Source organism: Microbacterium sp. PI-SA-G (assembly GCF_057215335.1).
Genome location: NZ_CM170103.1, coordinates 367,656 through 389,984 on the forward strand (window position 1 = coordinate 367,656; position 22,329 = coordinate 389,984).

The following is a 22,329-nucleotide window of genomic DNA, read 5'->3' on the forward strand; positions in this document are numbered from 1 at the left end:
CCCTCCTCTCTGCGCGCATGACGCCGCCGCCCGCCGAGCGGCGCATCGCGCTCGTGGCGAGCGGCGCGGGCGGATACACCGCGGTCGAGTTCGACGAGGCCGACGACGAGGTCCGTCGCGATGTGCTGACCTCCGATGAGTTCGCCGCGTGGGTGTCGGCGGCAGATGGGGCCGAGCAGACGCGGTGGATCATCCGCAGCGCACGGGAGGTCTATGCCGCCCTGCTCCGCGAGGGCGTGCGACTCAACCGCACGCACGACCTGTCGCTGTGCCACGCGATCCTGCGCGACACCGATACAGTGGCGCGGCCACTGGCACCCTCGCCCGCCTGGGTGCGACGAGAGCCGACCGACGATGCGCCGTCCCTGTTCGACGCGCTGCACGACGATTCAGGCGACGACCCCGTCTCTGAGGTGCTCGACCAGTACCGCGCTCAGCGCCGGGTACTCGCGGGTGCTCGCGACGGGCGCCTCGCGCTGCTGTGCGCCGCCGAATCGGCCGGCGGGCTCATCGCCGAGGAGATGCGGGTCGCCGGGCTTCCCTGGGATGAACGCGTGCACGACACCATCCTGACCCAGGCGTTGGGCACACGGCCTGTTGCCGGCGGTCTCCCGAGCCACATGGCTCAGCTCGGACAGCAGGTGCGCGACATCCTCGGCGACGACTCGCTGCACCTCGACAGTCAGCCCAAGCTGCTGCGCGCGCTACACCGGGTCGGTGTGGCCGTGGAGTCGACGAGCAAGTGGGAGCTGGCGCAGCATCAGCATCCGGTCGTCGCGACGCTGCTCGCATACAAGAAGATGTCGCGGCTGCTGCGCGCCAACGGATGGGCCTGGCTCGCGGAGTGGGTGCACGACGGCCGCTTCCGACCGGTGTACATCCCGGGCGGCGTGGTGACGGGGCGATGGGCCTCGTCCGGCGGTGGCGCGCTGCAGCTTCCGCGCAGCCTGCGTCCGGCCGTGCGCGCGGATTCCGGGTGGACGCTCGTCGTCGCCGACGTCGCTCAGCTGGAGCCGCGCATGCTCGCCGCCATGGCATCGGACAAGGCGATGGCGCGGGCGGCGCAAGGGAGAGATCTGTACGCCGGAGTCGTCGAGACGGGCGCGGTCGGCACACGGGAAGAGGCGAAGTACGCCGTGCTGGGTGCGATGTACGGAGCGACGACGGGTGACAGCGGCCGTCTCGTCCCGCGGCTGCGCAAGGTGTATCCACGGGCGATGGCGCTGGTCGACGCCGCGGCACGCACGGGCGAGGACGGCGGAATCGTCTCGACCTGGCTCGGACGCTCGTCGCCTCGCCCGTCGGCGGAATGGTCGCGCCTGCAGTCCGAGGCGACCGGCGCCGACGCGGACCCGGCCGTGGTCGCGCTCGCGCGACGCCGCGCACGCGACTGGGGCCGGTTCACGCGCAACTTCGTCGTGCAGGGTACCGCTGCCGAATGGTCGCTGATCTGGCTGGCCGAGATCCGCCACCGCCTGCAGCAGATCCCCGAGACCTTCGCCGAGGCGACGGCCTCGGGGCCGTTCGCGCGTGAACCGCACCTCGCCTTCTTCCTGCACGACGAGGTCATCCTGCATGTGCCCGAGCAGCACGCCGAGGCGGCGGCCGACGCCGTGCGAGAAGCGGCCGCGGTCGCGACCCGGCGGCTGTTCGGCGGCTTCCCGATCGACGTCCCCCTGGATCTGCGCATCGTGATGTCGGCCGAGAAGTAGCCGCGCGTACACTGGAGATGCGAATGGGTCGACTGGACGGTCGCGTGGCGGGCAACCGCACCGAGGAACGTCCGGGCTCCACAGGGCAGGGCGGTGGGTAACACCCACCCGGAGCAATCCGCGAGACAGTGCCACAGAGAGTAGACCGCCCCTCACGGGGTAAGGGTGAAAGGGTGGTGTAAGAGACCACCGGGGGCCATGGTGACATGGCCCGCCAGGTAAACCTCGCCCGGAGCAAGGTCAGACAGAGGATGTTGACGCGGCTCGCCGAGTCCTCGGGTAGACCGCTGGAGCGGCACGGCAACGTGTCGCCGAGAGAGATGGCCGTCGAAGGGGCGAAGAACCCCGGAACAGAACCCGGCGTACAGGTCGGCCCATTCGCCTCAGACACGAGAAGGCCCCGCTGATTCAGCGGGGCCTTCTTCTGCGTCAGGGAAGGTGTCGGCGCCCTGAGCCCGTCGAGATGTCAGTCGCCGGCGAGCGAGGCGGCACCGATGATGCCGGAGTTGTTGCGGTGGATCGCCGGGACGATCGGGGTCTTGAGCTCCAGCAGCGGGAGGAAGTCGCCGGCGTTCTTGGAGACGCCTCCGCCGACGACGAACAGGTCGGGGCTGAAGAGGAACTCGATGTGCGAGTAGAACGCCTGCAGACGCTCGGCCCACTCCGGCCAGCTGAGGTTCTCGCGCTCGCGCGCCGAGGTGGCCGCCCACTGCTCGACCGACTCGTACTCGCCGTAGTTCAGGTGCCCGAGTTCGGTGTTCGGCAGCAGCACGCCGTCGTAGAGGAACGCCGAGCCGATGCCCGTGCCCAGCGTGGTCAGCAGCGTGAGGCCGCGCACGTCGCGTGCGGCGCCGTGCCGAGCCTCGGCGACACCGGCTGCATCGGCGTCGTTCACGAAGACGATGTTGCGTCCGAGGCCGTCACGGAAGAACCGTTCGGCGTCGAAGTCCATCCACTGCTTCGAGACGTTGGCCGCGGAGAGCGTCTTGCCGCGCTTCACGATCGCGGGGAAGGCGACGCCGAGCGGAAGCGTCGAGTCGTGCACGTCGAGCGTCTTCAGCACGGTCTGCACGGCCACCAGCACGTCTTGCGGTGCGGCGCCCTTGGGAGTGGGGACGCGTACGCGATCCGACTCCATCGTGCCGTGCGCCAGGTCGACGATTCCTGCTTTGATTCCCGTGCCGCCGATGTCGACGCCGATCGCTTTTGCCATGGGCGATAGCTTAGCGACCGCCGCGTACGCCAGTAGGATCGGAGTCATCACGTGAAGGAGGGACAGATCATGTCTGACGGTGACGACAAGTACTGGTACAACCTCGAGACGGGTCAGGTCGAACTCGGCATGATCTCGCCGTCGCCGGACCGCGTCGGTCCCTTCGACACGCAGGCAGAAGCCGCCCGCGCTCCCGAGGTCCTCAAGGAGCGCTCGCGCGCCTGGGCCGAAGAGGAAGCCGCGGAGCAGGGTTGGGATTCCACCAAGGGTCGGGGCGCAGAGTAGGTATGGACAAGCAGAGGGATTTCGTCCTCCGGACGATCGAAGAGCGCGGCGTCAAGTTCGTGCGTCTGTGGTTCACGGACGTGATCGGCACGCTCAAGTCGGTCGCCATCGCGCCCGCCGAGGTCGAGGGGGCGTTCGCCGAGGGGATCGGCTTCGACGGCTCCGCCATCGAGGGGCTCACGCGCAGTTACGAATCGGACCTGCTCGCGCAGCCCGACCCCACCACCTTCCAGACGCTGCCGTGGCGCGGCGAGATCGATCCCACCGCGCGCATGTTCTGCGATCTCACGACGCCGGACGGACAACCTGCGGTCGCCGATCCGCGGCACGTGCTCAAGCGCACGCTCGCGAAGGCGGCGGATGCGGGGTTCACGTTCTACACGCACCCCGAGATCGAGTTCTACCTGCTCAAGTCGTCGTCGTACGGCCCTGAGGGCCCGGTGCCGGTGGACTCGGCCGGCTACTTCGACAACGTGCCCGGCGGCACGGCGCACGACTTCCGTCGTCGCTCGGTCCGCATGCTCGAGGACCTCGGCATCTCGGTCGAGTTCAGTCACCACGAGGGCGGACCCGGCCAGAACGAGATCGACCTCCGCTACGCGGATGCGCTGACGACGGCCGACAACGTGATGACGTTCCGCACGGTCATCAAGGAGGTCGCGATCGAACAGGGCGTGTACGCCACGTTCATGCCCAAGCCGCTCAGCGGTCACCCCGGCAGCGGGATGCACACGCACATGTCGCTGTTCGAAGGCGACCAGAACGCGTTCTACGAAGAGGGCGCCAAGTACCAGCTCTCCAAAACCGGGCGTCACTTCATCGCCGGTCTGCTGCGTCACGCCAACGAGATCTCTGCGGTCACGAACCAGTTCGTGAATTCGTACAAGCGCCTCTGGGGTGGCGATGAAGCGCCCAGCTTCGTGACCTGGGGTCACAACAACCGTTCGGCCCTCGTGCGTGTGCCGATGTACAAGCCGAACAAGGGCCAGTCGTCGCGCGTCGAGTACCGCGCCCTGGACTCGGCCGCCAACCCGTACCTCGCCTACGCGCTGATGCTGGCCGCCGGTCTCAAGGGCATCGAGGAGGGCTACGAGCTCCCGCCCGAGGCCGAGGACAACGTGTGGTCGCTCAGTGACGCGGAGCGCCGTGCACTCGGCTACTCCTCGCTGCCGGCGAGCCTCGATCACGCGCTCGAGTACATGGAGGAATCCGAACTCGTCGCCGAGACGCTCGGCGAGCAGGTGTTCAACTACGTGCTGCTCAACAAGCGCAAGGAGTGGGAGGCCTACCGCGGACAGGTCACGCCGCTGGAGCTGAAGAACAACCTCGAGCTGCTCTGAGGCGCGTGCATGGCGCGTCCGGATGACTCCGTCTCGCTCTCGGCCCTCGCTCGGCTCGGATTCTCCGAGCTGAGCGAGGCTGCCGCATCCCTCACCGAACTCGCGGAGATCCTCGGATCCTCGCGTGCCGAGGTCCTGGACGCCGCCGGCGTCGCCGACCCCGACGCCGCCGTGCGCGGTCTGCTGCGCGTGGCCCGTCGCGACCCGGCACCCGTGAAGGCGCTGCTCGACGGCGCCGTGACGCGTCATCGCGCGTGGCGGGTGTTCGGAGCATCCGAAGGACTCGCCGACTTCTTCCTGCGTCACCCGGACGAGCTCCATGCGCTCGCAGAGCCCATCGACGCGCTTCCCGGGGCCGACGACCTGCGCGCGGCTCTGCTTACCTCGGTGGGCGCCGAATCCGGGTTCGCGTCGTCCGGCGACGATGAGACCGTCGTCGCTCTGCGCGTGGCCTACCGGTCGAGCCTCGCGCTCATCGCCGCGTTCGATCTGACGCATCCCGACCCGGTGGCGATCGTCGGCGATGTCGCCGCCGCTCTGGCAGATGTCGCCGGCGCGGCGTTGGAGGCGGCACTGGCCGTCGCTCGCACGCGGCTGCGCGGCACGTACCCGGAGCACGAGATCGCCGCGACCCGTCTCGCCATCATCGGCATGGGAAAGTCCGGCGCTCGCGAGCTCAACTACGTCAGCGACGTCGACGTGATCTTCGTGGGCGGCACGGCCGACGAAGAGGTGGTGAGCGACGCCCGCGCGATCGACATCGCCACGCGGCTCGCGCGGGAGACCATGCGCGGCCTCAGCGGCATCGAGGTCGAGCCCCCGCTCTGGGAGGTCGACGCCGCCCTGCGCCCCGAAGGCAAGCAGGGCGCTCTGGTGCGTTCCCTCACATCGCATCTGGCGTATTACGACCGCTGGGCCAAGAGCTGGGAGTTCCAGGCTCTCCTCAAAGCGCGCCCGCTCGCGGGTGACGAGGGTCTCGGCGCCGAGTACATCGCTGCAGTGCAGCCGAAGATCTGGTCGAGCGCCGCGCGCCAGGATTTCGTCGACAGCGTGCAGCGCATGCGCCAGCGGGTCATGGAGCACATCGACCCGGAGGAGGCGCCGTACCAGATCAAGCTCGGCTCGGGCGGGCTGCGCGACATCGAGTTCACGGTGCAGCTCCTGCAGCTCGTGCACGGACTCACGGACGAGTCCCTGCGCACTCGCGGAACGATCGAGAGCCTCGACGCCCTGGTCGAGGGCGGCTACATCGGCCGTGCCGAAGCGGGGGCGTTCGCGCGCGATTACTGCATTCTCCGCGTCATGGAGCACCGGCTTCAGCTGCGCGAACTGAGCCGTACGCACCTGATGCCGCGGACACCGAACGGCCTGCGCGTGCTCGCGCGCAGCACAGGGCTCGCCGAGACCGGCGAGGGCATCTGGGCGCGGTGGGAGAGCGTGCGCCGCGAGGTGCGCGACATCCACACGCGACTCTTCTACCGTCCGCTGCTCAGCGCCGTCGCCGCGCTCCCGGAGGAGGAGCGCACCCTTTCGGCCGCTCAAGCCCACGACCGTCTCACGGCGATCGGCTTCCGTGATCCTGCCGGCGCTCTGCGGCACATCGGCGCGCTCACGACCGGGCTGAGCCGCAAAGCGACGATCCAGCGCCACCTGATGCCGATCATGGTGCGCTGGTTCGCCGACGGCAGCGATCCCGACTACGGACTCATCGCCTTCCGACGCATCAGCGAGCGGCTGGGGGACACCCCGTGGTTCCTCCGGATGCTGCGCGACTCGTCCGGCGCCGCCGAGAGCCTGACCCGCATCCTGTCGTCATCGCGGTACATCGGCGAGCTGATGGAGTGGATCCCCGAGTCGGTCGCGTGGCTCGACCGCCTCGACCAGCTGCGGCCTCGCGGGGCGGCAGCCCTGGACGAGGAGGCGCGAGCCATCCAGACCCGTCACGAGGCCGTGGACGACGCGCTGCGGGCCGTGCGCGCCAACCGCCGCCGCGAGCTGCTGCGCACCGCGATGGGCGCGGTGCTGGACGTTCTGACGATCGAAGAGATCGCGACGGCACTCACGGAGATCACCGAGACGACGATCCAGGCCGCACTGCGAGCCGTCTTCCGCGAGGTCGTCCCGCCCGAGGACGAGGCCCTCGACTTCGCGGTGATAGCGATGGGACGGTTCGGCGGTGCCGAGCTCGGCTTCGGCTCCGATGCCGACATCCTCTACGTCTACGACGCGAACGGCGTGGAGCCGCAGCGCGCGCAGGCACTCGCGACGAAAATCGTGACCCGGCTGCGCGAGCTCCTGACCGACCACCGTGTGCCGCTCGACCTCGACGCCGATCTGCGGCCGGAGGGCCGCAGCGGACCGGTCGTCCGCTCGATCGAGGCGTATACGACCTATTACCGGCGCTGGTCGCTCTCGTGGGAGGCGCAGGCGCTGCTGCGCGGCCGTGGCGCGGCGGGGAGTGCGAAGCTGATCGCGAAGTTCGTCGAGCTCGCCGACTCCGTCCGCTATCCCGAGACCGTAGATCAGCAGGGTCTCCGCGAGATCAAGCGGATCAAGGCACGGGTCGAGGGGGAGCGGCTGCCGCAGGGCGCGGATCCCCGCCGCCACCTCAAGCTCGGCCCTGGCACGCTCAGCGACGTGGAGTGGCTGGTCCAGCTGCTCCAGCTGCAGCACGCCCACGCGATCCCGGCGTTGCGGACGACGTCGACGATCGCCGCGCTCGACGCCGCGGTCGAAGCCGGGCTCGTGCCTGCCGAGGCAGGGGAGCGGCTCAGCGAGGCCTGGCGCCTCTCGAGCCGGCTCCGATCGGCCATCACCATCCTCTCCGGCCAGACCAGCGACGTCCTGCCGGCGGACCGTCGCCAGCTCGACGCGATCGCCCGCCTGCTCGGATACCCCGATCGGTCGGCGACGGAGCTCGAAGAGGACTATCTCGGGGTGACCAGACGGGCCCGAAAAGCGTTCGAGCACCTCTTCTACGGGTAGCCGCGCCCCTCAAGTTGCCATATCGGCGGCCGTCGCGCATGCTGACGATATGACCCACGCACGCATTGGTATCGTCTGGAACCCCTCGAAAGTCGAGCAGGAGGTTCTGCAGAGTGCTGTGAGTGGCGTGTTCGACGAAAGCGTCGACATCCGCTGGTGGGAGACCACGCCTGAGGACCCGGGTCGCGGCATGGCAGCCGAAGCACTCGCGGACGGTCGCGAGATCGTCATCGCGGTCGGTGGAGACGGCACCGTCCGGGCCATCGCGGAGTCGCTCGCCGGCTCCGACGCAGCACTCGGGATCGTTCCGCAGGGCACCGGGAACCTGCTCGCGCGCAACCTCGACGTGCCGATCAACAACATGACGGCAGCGCTCGAGCGCGTGCGCGACGGCGAGCCCCGACGCATCGATCTCGGCTGGGTCGCGTACGACGGGACGGAGCACGCCTTCGCGGTGATGGTCGGGTTCGGCGTGGACGCGCAGATGCTCGTCGAGACCGATGACGACCTCAAGTCGAAGGCCGGCTGGCTGGCCTACGTCGAGGCGATGGGCCGGGCTCTCGCCGGCACCGAGATGACCGACATCACGGTCAGCGTCGACGGCGAGAACCCTGTGGCCGTGCGCGGCCACACCATGCTGATCGGCAACTGCGGAATGGTGCAGGGCGGCATCCGTCTGCTCCCCGACGCGGTTCTCGACGACGGCAAGCTCGACGTGCTGATGGTGAGTGCCGACGGGGCGCTGCAGTGGCTCGACACGTTCCGCTCGTTCGTCTGGGACAACGGCATCCGTCGGTTCTTTGCGGGCGGAGATGAGGCCGTCAGCACCGACTCGGCTCGTCATCTGCCGGTCGAGACCATCTCGGTCGAGCTCGAGACGCCGCTGGTCTTCGAGATCGACGGCGAGGAGATGGGCGAGGTGTCGTCGTTCGACGTACGAGTGCAGGCGGGCGCGCTACTCGTGCGCTGACGACACGCCGACCCGTCGTGATCGATCAGATCGTCGCGATGGGGGAGGTCGTCTTCCGGTCCTGAGCGGGGAAGACGACCTTCTGCACGATGATGATGATGCTGGCCGCGACCGGGATCGCCACCAGCGCTCCGAGGATGCCGCCGAGCGCGCCGCCGGCGACTGCGGCGATCACCACGAGCGCGCCGGGCACGGCCACGGCCTTGCTCATGATGCGCGGCGAGAGCACGTACGCCTCGATCTGCATGTAGACGAGGTAATAGCCGAACGCGATGATCGCGGTGATCGGGCTGGCGATCAGGCAGATGAGGCCGTTGATGATCGAGGCGCTGAGCGTTCCGACCAGCGGGATCATCGATCCGATGAAGGCGATCAGGGCGAGCAGCGCCGGCACGGGCGCTCCGATGATGGTGAGCAGGATCAGGCTCAGCACGCCGTTGATGAGAGCGAGGCTGGCCTGTCCCATCACATAGCGTCCGACAGCGCTGGAGACGTCGTCCAGCAGACCGCTGAACGTGTCGCGCTGGTAGGCGGGCACGAAGCGCGTCGCGACACGCTTCATGCTCCGCAGCGACGCCATGAAGTAGAGCGTCAGGATCAGCACGATCGTGACGCCGGTGAGCCCGCCCGCGATCCCGGCGCCGACAGCGAAGACGCCGCCGCCGATGTTGGCGAGGTTTCCCGGATCCTGGAGGAATGCCAGCACGCCGTTCGCGGCGTCCTGGAAGGTGGATCCGAACTGGTTGTCGAGATCCTTGAACCACGCCGACGCCATGATGTCCTTGACCATCTGCGGGCCGTCGTCGATCAGGTTCGTGATCTGCTCGACGAGCAGCGGCACAACCGCGAGGATGACCCCCGCGAAGGCGAGCAGCACGGCGGCGACGACGATCGTGACCGCTGCGGGACGCGGCAGCTTGCGTTCGATGAACGAGACGATCGGATCGAGGCCCAGCGAGAGGAACAGCGCGACGCCGATGTACACCAGCACGGTAGCCAACTGATCGACGATCCCGCCGATCATCAGGGCGACGAGGACTCCCAGTGCACCCAGCAGACCGAGCTTGAAGGGGTTGGTGCGAGCGAGCGCCGCCACCGAGGGCGAGGACTTCGCCGGAGCGACCGGGCCCGGGTGGGCGGCGGTCGCATTCGCGGTCTTGCGGCGCATGGTGCCCTCATTCTGTTGATCCGACCTCTCAGTTGACCACCGACCGAGAGGCGGTCGAGGAAGCCACGCCGACGGGTCGCCCTCGATCCGTCACCGGCGACGGCCGACAAGCCTGCATGACAGAGTGAGGGCATGAGTCGCACACCCGAACCCCGCGCCTACGACATCGAGGATCTGAGGGCGCGCGCGCTCCGCGAGCATGGCGGTCGGGTGGACGACAGCATCCCCGAGCTCGCCGAGGCCGACTCGGATCTGCTGGGGATGGCGATCGTCACAATCGCCGGCGACCGGGTGGTCAGCGCGCAGGCCGACGTGGAGTTCAGCGTGCAGTCTGCCGTGAAGCCGTTCCTGTTCGCCCTCGCCCTGCAGGACACCGACGGCGGAGCGCTCGACCTCGTCGGGATCGAGCCGACGGGCGAGGCCTTCGACGCGATCAAGCTCGAGAGCGGCACAGGACGACCGCCGAACCCCATGGTCAACGCCGGCGCCCTCCTCACGGCTTCCCTCGTCGACGGCGCCGATGTCGCGGAGCGCGACGAGAGGATCCAGCGCGGTCTGTCAGCCTTCGCGGGTCGTGCCGTGCGCATCGATGAAGCGATCGCACGAAACGAGCACCTCCTGGGCGACCGGAATCACGCGCTCGCTCACCTGATGCGTGCGGAGGGCACCCTCAAGGTCGCCGCTGACGACGCCGTCGCGGTGTACGCCCGGGCGTGCGCCACACTCGTCAGCGCTGTCGACCTGGCCGTGATGGGAGCGACTCTCGCGAACGGCGGCACGAACCCGGTGACCGGGACCCGCGTCGTGTCCGCGCGGATCGCCCGCGATGTCATCTCGGTGATGGCCACCTGCGGGGTCTACGACGGCTCGGGACGCTGGATGCAGTATGTGGGAGTTCCGGCGAAGTCGAGCGTCTCCGGCGCGATCGTTCTCGCCGCCCCCGGTCTGCTCGGTGCTGCCGTGGTGAGTCCGCCGCTCGACGAGTTCGGCACGAGCGTCCGCGGGCACGTCGCCAGCGCTGCCCTGAGCGCCGAGCTCGGCCTGCACGCGTTCGAGACGTCCGCACGCTGACCGAAGCGAGCCCGGTCCCCGGCGACGACCTGTCGATCAGCCGTTCGGCAGATCGACCTTCTCGTTGTCGGCGTCGTACTGCTGGCCGGTGATCTTCGACTTGACGAAGCTGAAGATCGAGGCGATCTTCCCGCCGGGGCTGTCCCAGTACTCCGCCGACTCGGCCGAGAACTTGAGCAGGCCCACTGTGGGGTCGTCGGGTCCGTCGGGGAACCAGGCTTCGACCATCGGGTTCCAGAGCTCGCGCACCTTCTCACGGTCCTCGACAAGACCAGCCGTGCCCGAGAGCGACACCCACGAATCGTTGGAGCTGAGCGAGACGCCGACGCGGTCGTCGCGGGCGATGTCGACGATGAACGAGGCGCTCTTGGATACGAGGAACCACAGGTCCCCGTCGAACTCGGACTCCTGGACGGTGAGCGGATGCGCCACGAGCTTGCCGTCGGCGTTGCGCGACGTGAACATCGCGAACCGGAAGTCCTTGATCAGCTCCGCGACCTTCTGGGTGGGAGTGGTGTCAGTCATTCGAGTGGTCCCTTTCGCGTTGCGGTGGGTGATGGTCACTCATCATTACGCGACACGCGCCGCAGGCCCAGGGGCTTGCGGCGCGTGATCGGGCGAGATAGCCGCGTCAGACCGTCTCGTCGCGCTTCTGTCGGAAGGGGCGTGCCGGGGTGTGCGGCCCGTCCCACACGGTGATGATGCCCCAGGCGACGGCGGCGAGGGGAACCGAGAGCACGGCGCCGACGATGCCGCCGAGGATCGTACCGGCGGTCAGCGCGAGCAGAATGACCAGAGCGTGGAGCTTGAGCGACCGGGCCATCACGACCGGCTGCAGGAAGTTGCCCTCCAGCTGATTGACGAGCACCACGATGCCGATCACGATCAACGCTGCCACCGGCCCGTGGGTGACGAGCGCGACCAGAGCCGCGAGGATTCCCGCTGCGGTCGCGCCGACGAGCGGGATGAACGCGGTCAGGAAGACGATGACGGCGAGAGGCAGCGCGAGCGGGATCTGCAGGATCGCCAGGCCGATACCGATGCCGAGCGCGTCGGCGGCGGCGATGATCGATGTCCCGCGGACGTAGCCGCCGAACACCTCGACCGACTTGTCGCCGATGCGGCGCGCACGGGCGTAGCTCTCTCCCGAGAACGGACGGAGAAGGAACTCCCAGATGCGGGGGCCGTCCTTCAGGAAGAAGAAGAGCACCACGATCATGAGCAGAAGGCCCGTGAAGAAGCTCGCGGTCGCCGAGACGCCCGCCAGGGCTCCCTGACCGAAGGCACTGCTGGTGAGGAACTGTCCTGCGGTGGCCCAGACGTCGTCGAGGTCGATCGTGTCGATGTCGAAGGGCAGCGTGCCGAGCCAGGCCGTGACCTGCGTGACGCCGTCGGTGGCCGACTCGACCAGATCGTCCCACTGCGTGCGCACGGTCAGGACGATGACCCAGACGACGGCGCCGAGGATCGCGAGGATGCTGATCAGGGCGATCCACGTCGCCAGGATCGACGGCACGCCGCGCCGCCGCATCAGACTGACGACGGGGTGGATGGCGCAGGCGAGGATCAGCGCGATCGTCACCGGGATGAACACCAGCGACAGCTGGGTGATGACGAGGACGCCTACCGAGACCAGCGCGAGGACAGCGAGCGTCTGCAGGCTCCGTGTGGCGACGATCCCGAAGCCTCGGGACCAGAGTCCCTTCTCGGGCGGCGGAGCATCCTGAGGGCGTCCGAAAATCGGGAACATCATCCTGCACTCCTCCACACGCGGCCGGTCACGTCACGTCACCCTATCAACCGACTGAGACTGTTCGAGGTCTCAGCCGTGGTGGCGTGCGACGATCCGAACGACGAGCTCCTGCCAGTCGTCGAGGTCGGTCCGGTGTCCGCGCCGGGAGATGAACGCGTATCCGTCCTGAGCTGAACTCAGCACGCCCAGGTGCTGGCGACGGTGTGAGCCGTCTCGCCGCACCCACAGCACCCACGCCTCGCCGAGGGGACGCAGGGTGGCCCACGTGGCGCCCCTCGGAGAGTCGAGCTTGCCCAGCTCGATCGCATCTCCGTAGGGGGGTTCCATCCGGGCACTCTTCCAGCGCCTGCGGGGGCTCGGCAAGGGGGAGAACTGCCCGTCGAACGGGAAGAGCCCCCGGAGCGGGTGCTCTGGGGGCTCTTCCTGATGCTGCGGATTCCGGAGAACCTTGCGAACTCGAGTCAGACGCCGAAGTACAGCTCGAACTCGAACGGGTGCGGACGCTGCGCCATCGGCAGGATCTCGTTCTCGTACTTGTAAGAGATCCAGGTCTCGATGAGCTCCTGCGTGAACACGCCGCCCTCGAGGAGGAACTGGTGGTCGGCGGCGAGTGCATCGAGCGAGTCGAGCAGCGAGTTCGGCACCTGCGGGATGCCCTTGGCTTCCTCGGGAGGAAGCTCGTAGAGGTCCTTGTCGACCGGCTCATGCGGCTCGGTGCGGTTCTTGATGCCGTCGAGCCCGGCCATCAGCTGAGCAGCGAAAGCGAGGTACGGGTTGCCCGAGGCGTCCGGTGCGCGGAACTCGATGCGCTTGGCCTTGGGGTTGGAGCCCGTGATCGGGATGCGGATCGCGGCGGAGCGGTTGCCGGCCGAGTAGACCAGGTTGACCGGAGCCTCGAAGCCCTTGACCAGACGGTGGTAGCTGTTCAGCGTCGGGTTGGTGAAGGCGAGAATCGCCGGAGCGTGCGCCAGGATGCCGCCGATGTACCAGCGCGCGATGTCGCTGAGCTGACCGTAGCCGGCCTCGTCGTAGAACAGCGGCTTGCCGTCGCTCCACAGCGACTGGTGCGTGTGCATGCCGGAGCCGTTGTCGCCGTAGAGCGGCTTGGGCATGAAGGTCGCGACCTTGCCCCACTCGTTGGCGGTGTTCTTGACGATGTACTTGAACTTGAGGATGTCGTCCGCCGCGTGGACCATCGTGTCGAAGCGGTAGTTGATCTCCTGCTGGCCTGCGGTGCCCACCTCGTGGTGCGAGCGCTCCAGGATGAAGCCCGCGTCGATCAGCTTCAGCGTGATGTCGTCACGCAGGTCAGCGGTCTTGTCGACCGGGCTGACGGGGAAGTAGCCGCCCTTGTACGGGGTCTTGTTGGCGAGGTTTCCGCCTTCCTCCTCGCGGCCGGTGTTCCAGGCGGCCTCTTCGGAGTCGACTTTGTAGAAGCTCTCACCGGCGGTGACGGAGTAGCGCACGTCATCGAAGATGTAGAACTCGGCCTCGGGTGCGAAGAACGCGGTGTCGGCGATGCCGGTGGAGGCGAGATACTTCTCTGCCTTCTTGGCGACCTGACGCGGATCCTTCGAGTAGATCTCGCCGGTGCGGGGGTTGTAGATGTCGAAGATCATGACGAGCGTGCTCGCCTCGCGGAACGGGTCCATGTAGGCCGTCGTCACGTCGGGGATGAGCTGCATGTCGGACTCGTGGATGCTTGCGAATCCACGGATCGACGAGCCGTCGAACAGCTGGCCTTCGGTGAAGAACGCCTCGTCCACGGTCGATGCAGGAATGTTGAAGTGCTGCTGGACACCAGGGAGATCGGTGAAACGGATGTCAAGGAACTTGACGTCGTTCTCCTTGATGTAGCTCAGCACCTCGGACGAATCTTTGAACATGTACGACTCCTGTGTAGCGGAACGATGGCTTCACGGCCATTCTGCACAGTACGGCTGAGGGATTTCTCCGCGGTGTCCGCTTTGTTTCGAGCTTGTTACGCGATCACGGCCCGCGGCGGCATCGTAGGCTGGTCCGGTGACGGATGCGGCGAACAGATACCCCGGTGAGCGACTCGGCCTTCCGGAGTCCGGTTCGCGAAGCGTCGGTCGCATCGGCCGGCGGATCGGCGCGCTGCTGATCGACTACACCGCCGCGACGATCATCGCCACCGGGTTTCTCGGTTTCGACCAGTTCGCGCTGCCGAGCGAGGCGGGGCTGACGCAGTTCGCACCGCTGTTGGTGTTCGCCGTGCTGCAGATCGTGTTCATCCCTCTGGTCGGGGGCAGCCCCGGCCATCGCATCCTCGGGATGCGTCTCGTCCGGATCGACGGCGCGTGGGTCGGGCTGTGGCGCCCGATCGTGCGCACGGTTCTGCTGCTGCTGGTCATTCCCGCGGTGGTCTGGGATCCCGACCAGCGGGCGCTGCATGACAAGGCCGTCGGCACGGTCCTGATCCGCACCTGACCTCGGTCGAGGCTCAGTCCCTGCCGCGGTTGCGCCGGCGGGCCTCGCGAGGGGCGCGACCGCCCAGGAACGACCGGGCCGGATCGACGGTGTATCCATGCCGAAGGGCCTCACGTCCGATCAGCATGCGAAAGCCCATCTCGTCGCGGTTGTTGAGTGTGACCTCCGCGAGCACCTCGCGGTCGACGAGCCGGATCAGCAGCTGCACGACGATGCGCTGCTGCGCGTGACCGGAAGAGCTGCGTACGGCGCGGCGATCGTGAATGGGCGACTCGACGACGACGGCGTCTTCCTGGCTGTCCTGCCAGGGCTTCACGCGGAACCGCACCCACGGCTCGCCGTCCTGCTCGAACTCGACGACGTCGAACGCATGGAGCGAGGAGGTGCGCGCGCCCGTGTCGATCTTCGCCTTGATCCAGTCCACGTTGAGATCGGGGAGCGCCACCCATTCTCGCCACCCCGTAAGAGTGTTTGAATGGGATGTCTTAGTCACTCGATACATCCTGGCAGGAAAACTCCGTGAAGATCGCTGTCCTCTCCCGTGCGCCCCAGGCGTACTCCACCCAGCGACTGCGGGCGGCGGCGCTGCAGCGCGGTCACACGGTGAAGGTCCTGAACACACTGCGCTTCGCGATCGACCTCACCGCCGACGAGCCCGACCTGCACTACCGGGGGCGCCAGCTCAGCGACTACGACGCCATCCTGCCGCGCATCGGCAACTCGATCACGTACTTCGGCACCGCCGTGGTGCGCCAGTTCGAGCAGATGGACGTGTACACCCCGAACACGGCGAACGGCATCTCGAGCGCGCGTGACAAACTGCGCGCCAACCAGATCCTGTCGCGCCACAACATCGCGATGCCGCCGACCGCGTTCGTGCGCAACCGCGCCGATGTGCGTCCGGCGATCGAACGCGTGGGCGGTGCTCCGGTCGTCATCAAGCTGCTCGAGGGAACGCAGGGCATCGGGGTGATCCTCGCGCCGCAGGTCAAGGTCGCCGAGGCGATCATCGAGACCCTGCATTCGACCAAGCAGAACGTGCTGATCCAGAAGTTCATCTCCGAGAGCCGCGGACGCGACATCCGAGCCCTCGTGGTCGGCGACCGTGTCGTCGCGGCGATGCGCCGCTCGGCCGCGGGCGATGAGTTCCGGTCGAACGTGCACCGCGGCGGCTCCGTCGAGTCCATCGAACTCGACCCCGTGTACGAGCGCGCAGCGGTGCGTTCCGCGCAGATCATGGGACTGCGGGTCGCGGGGGTCGACATGCTCGAGGGCGATGAGGGTCCTCTGGTCATGGAGGTCAACTCCTCGCCGGGTCTGCAGGGTATCGAGACCGCTACCAAGCTCGACGTCGCCGGCGCGATCATCGACTACGTCGCCAACCAGGTCGCGTTCCCCGAGATCGACGTGCGCCAGCGACTCACCGTCTCCACCGGTTACGGTGTTGCCGAGCTCATGGTGCACGGCGCCGTCGATCTCGTCGGGAAGACGCTCGGCGAGGCCGGACTCTGGGAGCGCGACATCACGGTCCTCACTCTGCACCGCGGTGTGAGCGTGATCCCGAACCCGCGCAAGCACGTGGTCCTCGAGGCGGAAGACCGTCTGTTCTGCTTCGGCAAGCTCGACGAGATGCGCTCGATGGTGCCCGAGCGGCGCCGGCGCCGTGCCAAGGTGCGACGCCTTCCGCGCCAGCCGCTGTCGGAGTGATGACGAGAAGAGCGGCCGTCCCGATGTCGGGACGGCCGCCCTTCTGTGCGGAGGATGCGGGTCAGCGCGGACGCTGAGCGCGGACCTTGGTCGGGTCGATGCCCTTGGGGATCGGCAGCGAAGAGAGCGACTGCGACACCGATTCGATGCGACGGATGACCGCGCCCATGGTCGCCTTGTCGATCACCTTCGGAAGCTTCTTGATGGTCTTCGACAGCTCGGCGATCGTGACCTCGTCGTCGCCGTGCCCGACGTACAGGACCGTCACCGGAACGCCATGCGCCACGCGCTGCACCTTGCTGCGTTCCTCGTTGACGAGGCGGGTGAGTCGCCCGCGTGCGCCTTCGCCGATGATGACGACGCCACCGCGTCCGACGGTGCGGTAGACGGCTTCCTGCGTCTTGGGGTTGATGCCGACGGGCGTCTCGGACGCCTGCCACCGGCGACCGAGGCTCGTGCTGAGCACGTGACCGGTCGCGCCGGGCATTCCGTCGATCTTGGAGTACATCGCCGACGTCGACAGACGAGTCATGAGGAACATGGCGCCGAGGACACCCAGCATGAGGCCGGTGATGCCCCACAGGACAAGGGTCCAGACCTGGAACGGCGGGATCAGGTAGCCGGCGACGAGGCCCAGCAGTACACCGCCGATGAGGATGCCGATCTGCGCCCACGGAAGCCAGGCATACGCCTCGCGTGTGAACCGGAAGAGGGACTTGATCTGGGAGAAGAACCCAGGACGCTTCTCGGGTTCGGGAGCACGTTTTGCCATAGGGATCAGCCTACCGATTCCTGAGCGTCCGGATGGCGTCGTTCGCGCGGAGCGGAGAATGGTGCGCGTCACTCACCCTGCACGGATACGCGTGTGACCGGTTCTCGTCCCCAGGTGCCCGGATCGGTGCCCTGGGCTGTGGGGATCGGCTGTGATGAGGGCATGACAGGAACAGTGCCCACCGAGCGGAACGCTGGAGTGCTCTCAGGAGTCCACCGGGTGATCCGCGTGCTCGATCCGTCGGAGGGGCCGTTCGCTGGGGCGTTGGTCACCGACGGGGATCGGGTGGCGGTGTGCATCGACGTTGCGGAGCTCAGCGGATGGGAGGGATGGCGCCTCGCGGGTTCTGAACACGTGATGGCGCCCACCGATATCGTGCGCCGTGGGGACGGACACGATGTGCTCCTGCCGTGGTGCACCGAGCGGGTGACGGCGTTCCTCGCCAGGCGCCGTGTCGGCGGTGAGCGGCTGACGCCGGGGGAGTGCGGCACGCTGCTGGTGAGCCTTCTGCGGGCGCTTTCAGAGCTGGGGGAGCTGGAGCGCACGGATGAGGTGCGGGGAACATGGTGGCTCACAGACGATGGCCGGCCTGTCCTGGTCATCGGCACGGGCGACATGGCGCGGGTGGGCGTCATGTCGCTCGTGGAGCAATTGTCGGACGAGAACGTCGAGCGGACGCTGGGGCGTCTGCTGGGCGCAGTGCGGGCTGGATTGGAGAAGAACATCGCGCAGCAGCCGTCGGTGCCGGCGCTGCAGCTTCTGCGCTGGGAGCAGGAGGTGCTCGAGATCGCCGCGCCGCGCGCTCTTCGCCGAGAGATAGGGGCGTCCGAGCCCGCGCCGGGGGCTGTCGGAGCGGCGCAGATGCGCGCGGGGGCGGCCACAGCTGTCGGGGGCGACGTGGTCCGTCCGCGATCCCGTGTGCGTGGGAGGGACAGGAGCAGGCGAGTGCGGAGTCCGGCCGTCTGGTTCGCGCTCGTCAGTGCGGGAGGTCAGGCGGTCGCTCGGCTCCGTGAGAGGCGCCATCAGCGTACGCGGACCTTGGCTACGGCGATCAGCACCTCGTCGGCTGCCACGCTCCGTCCGAAGGCGAATCGGCGACGCTCGCTGGTGATCGCCGGAGCAGCGGCGGCGGCGGTGCTGACCGCCGGACTGCTCTGGCCCTCGGGCAACGAAGATCAGGCTGAGGGCAGCGACACGGGCGCTGGCGCCACCGAAGGACCGGTGTCGACGGCTGCTGACACCCACGTGGCGCCCGAAGAAAGAGACGCCGGTGCTGCAGATGAGCCGACGCCATCGCAGACATCTGTACCTGGTGCGAAGCCGGGATCGGAACCGTCAGACCCTGCGACGGCAGCGGTCGATCTCTGGACTCAGATCGCGAAGTGCGGGGCCGGTGGGGATCAGGAGTGTTCCGCGGCGGTCGAGCCGGGGTCTGCGGGAGTGGTGGAGGCTGTCGCATCGACGGGGGTCGGTCAGCCAGTTTTCGCGCTCATCGACGAGTACGGCGGTGTGGCGGTGGTGCGGGCTGATCTGTCGGATCCCGCTGCGAAACCCGGCGACTCCGGCGAAGCTGATGTGGAGCCGCGGGCCCGCATCGTGGTGCTCGCTCGCCTCGACGAGAAATGGCTGGTCCGCGACGTCTATGACGTCGCGGACCAGCCGGAATGATGCGGTGTGTCAGGCGCCGAGCTGCGCGGCGAACTGCGCCGACTCGAGGCGTGACTTCACAGCTCCGAGGAAGCGAGCGGCATCTGCCCCGTCGATGATGCGGTGGTCGTACGAAAGAGCCAGGTACACGTACGAACGGACCGCGATGGCGTCGGTGGCTCCGACCTTCACCAGACCGGGCCGCTTGACGACGATTCCGGTGCCGAGGATGGCGGACTGCGGCAGGAACACGACGGGCGTGTCGAACAGCGCGCCACGCGAACCCGTGTTGGTCAGCGTGAACGTGCCGCCCGCGAGCTCGTCGGGCTTCAGCTTGTTGTCGCGCGTGCGGGCCGCGAGATCCGCGATCTCATGGGCGATCTCGGCGATGTTCTTCGACGCCGCGTCGCGCAGGACCGGGGTGAGCAGCCCACGCTCGGTGTCGACGGCGATCGAGAGGTTCTCGGTTGCCGGGTACACGATCTTGTCGCCGTCGACCGTGGAGTTGACGATCGGGAAGGCACGCAGTGCTTCAGCCGCAGCCAGGGCGAAGAACGGCAGGAACGACAGCTTGTCGCCGGTCTTCTCGAGGAAGGACGCCTTGACGCTGTCGCGGTACTCGGCCAGCGCGGTGACGTCGACCTCGACCACGGTCGTGAGCTGCGCCGTCTGCTGCATCGAGGCCACGGCACGCTCGGCCAGGACCTTGCGCAGTCGAGACATCGGCTGCGTGGTGCCGCGCAGGGGCGAGACCTGGAGCGGTGCGGGAGCTGCAGGCGCGGAAGCAGTTGCGGCCGGAGCCGCTGCGGCAGACTCGGCTGCCTTCAGCACGTCCTCCTTGCGGATACGGCCTCCGACTCCGGTGCCGGTGACGGACGCGAGGTCGACGTTCTGCTGCGCGGCGAGTCGGCGGACCAGCGGCGTCACATACAGGTTGTCGTTCTCCGCGGCCGGCGCCTGCGCTGCCGGGGCGGCGGGCGCGGACGCGGCAGGTGCGGGAGCGGCGGGCGCCGGGGCGGCGGGCGCCGGAGCTGCAGGTGCTTCAGCGGCGGGCGCCGCTGAAGGTGCCGGGCCGGCGGGCGCAGGAGCTGCCGGTGCCGGAGCGGCGGGCGCGGGAGCCGCAGGTGCTTCAGCGGCGGGCGCCTCGGCTGCCGGCGCGGCGGCGGGAGCTGCACCGGATCCGACGCGGGCGAGGACCGCGCCGACGGCGACGGTCTCGTCTTCTGCGGCGACGATCTCCTGGAGCACACCGGCGACGGGCGACGGGATCTCTGTGTCGACCTTGTCCGTTGAGATCTCGAGCAGGGCCTCGTCGACCTCGATCGTGTCGCCGACCTGCTTGAGCCAACGTGTGACGGTGCCCTCGGTGACGCTCTCGCCGAGTTCGGGCAGAACGATGTCGGTGGCGTCGCCAGCGGGAGCTTCGGCGGCGGGTGCGGCCTCGGCAGGCGCCGCTTCAGCGGCCGGGGCCTGCTCAGCGGCCGGGGCCTGCTCAGCGGGCGCGGCTTCGGCCGGAGCGGCTTCTGCGGTCGGTGCTTCGGCGGCAGGCGCCTCGTCGGCGGGGGCCGCGGCGCTGCCGTCACCGATGCGCGCGAGCAGCGCGCCGACCTCGACGGTCTCGTCCTCGGCCACGAGGATCTCCTCGATGACCCCGCTGACGGGGGAGGGGATCTCGGTGTCGACCTTGTCGGTCGAGATCTCGAGCAGGCCCTCGTCAGCCTGAACGGTGTCTCCCACCTGCTTGAGCCAGCGGGTGACCGTACCCTCGGTGACGCTCTCTCCGAGAGCGGGGAGGACCACGGATGTGCTCATGACTGAGTCTCCTTCAAGAAGTTGTATGACGCTTGTCTAGCTTAGTGACTCGGGCACCGGTTGGTGCTCAGAGGGCGTGCAGGGGCTTTCCGGCCAGCGCGAGGAACGCTTCACCCAGGGCCTCGCTCTGGGTCGGATGCGCGTGGATGAGAGGAGCGATGTCCTCCGGGTGGGCTTCCCAGGCGACGGCGAGCTGTCCTTCGGAGATGAGCTCACCCACGCGATCGCCGAGGAGATGAACACCGATGACCGGGCCGTCCTTGAGCCGGACGACTTTCACCATCCCGCTCGTCCCGATGATCTCGCTCTTGCCGTTTCCGGCGAGGTTGTACTCGTAGGCGACCACCGCATCGGCGCCGTGCTCGGTGACGGCGGCGGCCTCGGTCACCCCGACGGAGGCCACCTCGGGGCTCGAATAGGTGACCTTCGGGATCTGCGAGTCGGGGACGGAGACGGGACTGAGCCCGGCGATCCGCTCGGCGACGGCGATGCCCTGCTGGAATCCTCGGTGCGCGAGCTGCAGTCCCGGAACGATGTCCCCGACGGCCCAGACATGCGGAGCAGCGGTGCGAAGATCCTGGTCGACGGTCACATATCCGCGATCGAGCTCGACTCCCGCTTCTTCGAAACCGAGATCAGCGGTGACCGGGCCACGCCCGACGGCGACGAGCAGATAGTCCGCGGAGAACTCCTTGCCGTCCTCGAGGGTGACGGTGACAGACGTGTCATCCTGCACCGCCGTCTGGAACCGCACACCGAGGGAGTACTGGATGCCCCGACGACGGAAGGCCCGCTCGAGTCCCTTGCTCATGGCGACGTCCTCGTTGGGAACGAGATGCGGCAGCGCTTCGATCACGGTGACTTCGGAGCCGAAGGACCGCCACACACTGGCGAACTCGACACCGATGACGCCGCCGCCGAGGATGAGAACGCGCTCGGGGATCTCGTCGAGTTCCAGAGCGTGTTCGCTCGTGAGGATGCGGCCACCGATCTCCAGGCCCGGAAGCGTGCGGCTGTACGAACCCGTCGCCAGCACCACATCGGTGCCGACGTACACGTCGTCGCCCACGCTCACCGTCCGGTCCGGGTTCAACCGCCCGGCGCCCGGGACCGTCGTGATCCCGCGCGCCTTGACGAGGCCCTCGAGGCCCTTGTACTTCTTCGACACGATGCCCTCGCGATACGCGCGCACACCGGCGGGATCGACGGCGGTCAGGGTCGCGGTCACGCCGACCGACGACGCCGTGCGCACGTGATCGGCGACCTCGGCAGCATGCAGTAGGGCCTTCGTCGGGATGCAGCCGCGGTGCAGGCACGTGCCGCCGACCTTGTCCTTCTCGATCAGGGCGACGGATCTGCCGAGCTCGCTCGCTCGCAGCGCCGCGGCGTACCCGCCGCTTCCTCCGCCCAGGACGACGATGTCGAAGGAGTGTGTGGTCATGG

General features: G+C 68.1%; 19 protein-coding genes and 1 other RNA gene. 10 read left to right on the top strand and 10 right to left on the bottom strand.

The genetic code is table 11. The annotated features are described in order from the left end of the window. Positions 1-17: 17 nt before the first annotated feature. The gene (locus tag AC2D10_RS01920) at positions 18-1,712 is read left to right on the top strand and encodes a bifunctional 3'-5' exonuclease/DNA polymerase (protein ID WP_484710127.1); all 1,695 of its coding nucleotides are present in this window, start codon (positions 18-20) and stop codon (positions 1,710-1,712) included. A 24-nt stretch (positions 1,713-1,736) separates the two neighbouring features. Beyond that, positions 1,737-2,093: RNase P RNA component class A (rnpB, locus tag AC2D10_RS01925), an RNA gene on the top strand. 85 nt (positions 2,094-2,178) lie between these two features. Here the strand turns inward: rnpB and ppgK are convergent. Further along, positions 2,179-2,925 (bottom strand): polyphosphate--glucose phosphotransferase, encoded by a 747-nt coding sequence (gene ppgK / locus AC2D10_RS01930; RefSeq protein WP_484710128.1) that lies wholly within the window; start codon positions 2,923-2,925, stop codon positions 2,179-2,181. A 69-nt stretch (positions 2,926-2,994) separates the two neighbouring features. Here ppgK and AC2D10_RS01935 point away from each other — a divergent pair, with 69 nt between their 5' ends. The 4 genes from AC2D10_RS01935 to AC2D10_RS01950 are packed head-to-tail and all read left to right on the top strand — an operon-like array spanning position 2,995 to position 8,505. After that, entirely contained in the window at positions 2,995-3,210 is a 216-nt protein-coding gene (locus AC2D10_RS01935; protein WP_484710129.1) for an SPOR domain-containing protein, read from the top strand. Positions 3,211-3,212: 2 nt separating this feature from the next. Further along, positions 3,213-4,550 (top strand): glutamine synthetase family protein, encoded by a 1,338-nt coding sequence (locus AC2D10_RS01940; RefSeq protein ID WP_484710130.1) that lies wholly within the window; start codon positions 3,213-3,215, stop codon positions 4,548-4,550. Between the two features lie 9 nt (positions 4,551-4,559). Beyond that, positions 4,560-7,535, top strand: coding sequence for a bifunctional [glutamine synthetase] adenylyltransferase/[glutamine synthetase]-adenylyl-L-tyrosine phosphorylase (locus AC2D10_RS01945; RefSeq protein ID WP_484710131.1), 2,976 nt, complete (start codon positions 4,560-4,562; stop codon positions 7,533-7,535). A gap of 49 nt (positions 7,536-7,584) precedes the next feature. Beyond that, positions 7,585-8,505 carry a diacylglycerol/lipid kinase family protein gene (locus AC2D10_RS01950; RefSeq protein ID WP_484710132.1) on the top strand — a complete coding sequence of 307 codons (921 nt, stop codon included), beginning with the start codon at positions 7,585-7,587 and terminating at the stop codon, positions 8,503-8,505. A 25-nt stretch (positions 8,506-8,530) separates the two neighbouring features. On the opposite strand, the gene AC2D10_RS01955 is transcribed toward AC2D10_RS01950, so the two are convergent. Further along, on the bottom strand, positions 8,531-9,673 hold the full coding sequence (locus tag AC2D10_RS01955; RefSeq protein WP_484710133.1) for an AI-2E family transporter: 1,143 nt from the start codon (positions 9,671-9,673) through the stop codon (positions 8,531-8,533). A 132-nt stretch (positions 9,674-9,805) separates the two neighbouring features. Between AC2D10_RS01955 and glsA the strand changes: the two genes are divergently transcribed. Beyond that, positions 9,806-10,744: a glutaminase A gene (gene glsA / locus AC2D10_RS01960; RefSeq protein ID WP_484710134.1), complete on the top strand. Its 939-nt coding sequence runs from the start codon at positions 9,806-9,808 to the stop codon at positions 10,742-10,744. A gap of 36 nt (positions 10,745-10,780) precedes the next feature. Here the strand turns inward: glsA and AC2D10_RS01965 are convergent, their stop codons facing one another. From AC2D10_RS01965 to glnA, 4 genes are all read right to left on the bottom strand, one after another. Beyond that, on the bottom strand, positions 10,781-11,269 hold the full coding sequence (locus AC2D10_RS01965; RefSeq protein WP_484710135.1) for a pyridoxamine 5'-phosphate oxidase family protein: 489 nt from the start codon (positions 11,267-11,269) through the stop codon (positions 10,781-10,783). A gap of 106 nt (positions 11,270-11,375) precedes the next feature. After that, entirely contained in the window at positions 11,376-12,497 is a 1,122-nt protein-coding gene (locus AC2D10_RS01970; RefSeq protein ID WP_484710136.1) for an AI-2E family transporter, read from the bottom strand. Positions 12,498-12,566: 69 nt separating this feature from the next. Next, complete coding sequence (locus AC2D10_RS01975) at positions 12,567-12,824, bottom strand: hypothetical protein (protein WP_484710138.1); 258 nt, start codon at positions 12,822-12,824, stop codon at positions 12,567-12,569. 134 nt (positions 12,825-12,958) lie between these two features. Beyond that, positions 12,959-14,383 carry a type I glutamate--ammonia ligase gene (glnA, locus tag AC2D10_RS01980; protein ID WP_484710139.1) on the bottom strand — a complete coding sequence of 475 codons (1,425 nt, stop codon included), beginning with the start codon at positions 14,381-14,383 and terminating at the stop codon, positions 12,959-12,961. Between the two features lie 136 nt (positions 14,384-14,519). Between glnA and AC2D10_RS01985 the strand changes: the two genes are divergently transcribed. Then, a complete protein-coding gene (locus tag AC2D10_RS01985) occupies positions 14,520-14,948 on the top strand; it encodes an RDD family protein (RefSeq protein WP_484710141.1) in 429 nt (142 codons plus the stop codon). Between the two features lie 13 nt (positions 14,949-14,961). Here AC2D10_RS01985 and AC2D10_RS01990 read toward each other — a convergent pair whose 3' ends face one another. Further along, positions 14,962-15,450, bottom strand: coding sequence for an ATP-dependent zinc protease family protein (locus AC2D10_RS01990; RefSeq protein ID WP_484710142.1), 489 nt, complete (start codon positions 15,448-15,450; stop codon positions 14,962-14,964). A gap of 17 nt (positions 15,451-15,467) precedes the next feature. On the opposite strand from AC2D10_RS01990, the gene AC2D10_RS01995 reads away from it, so the two are divergent. Then, a complete protein-coding gene (locus AC2D10_RS01995; protein WP_484710143.1) occupies positions 15,468-16,655 on the top strand; it encodes a RimK family alpha-L-glutamate ligase in 1,188 nt (395 codons plus the stop codon). A gap of 61 nt (positions 16,656-16,716) precedes the next feature. Here the strand turns inward: AC2D10_RS01995 and AC2D10_RS02000 are convergent, their stop codons facing one another. Continuing rightward, complete coding sequence (locus AC2D10_RS02000) at positions 16,717-17,427, bottom strand: DUF4191 domain-containing protein (RefSeq protein WP_484710144.1); 711 nt, start codon at positions 17,425-17,427, stop codon at positions 16,717-16,719. A gap of 162 nt (positions 17,428-17,589) precedes the next feature. Between AC2D10_RS02000 and AC2D10_RS02005 the strand changes: the two genes are divergently transcribed. Then, positions 17,590-19,095, top strand: a complete 1,506-nt coding sequence (locus AC2D10_RS02005) for a hypothetical protein (RefSeq protein WP_484710146.1) — start codon at positions 17,590-17,592, stop codon at positions 19,093-19,095. Between the two features lie 9 nt (positions 19,096-19,104). Here AC2D10_RS02005 and sucB read toward each other — a convergent pair whose 3' ends face one another. Both sucB and lpdA read right to left on the bottom strand, forming a co-directional pair. Continuing rightward, on the bottom strand, positions 19,105-20,886 hold the full coding sequence (sucB, locus tag AC2D10_RS02010; RefSeq protein ID WP_484710147.1) for a 2-oxoglutarate dehydrogenase, E2 component, dihydrolipoamide succinyltransferase: 1,782 nt from the start codon (positions 20,884-20,886) through the stop codon (positions 19,105-19,107). A 67-nt stretch (positions 20,887-20,953) separates the two neighbouring features. After that, entirely contained in the window at positions 20,954-22,327 is a 1,374-nt protein-coding gene (lpdA, locus tag AC2D10_RS02015; protein WP_484710148.1) for a dihydrolipoyl dehydrogenase, read from the bottom strand. Positions 22,328-22,329 lie beyond the last annotated feature (2 nt).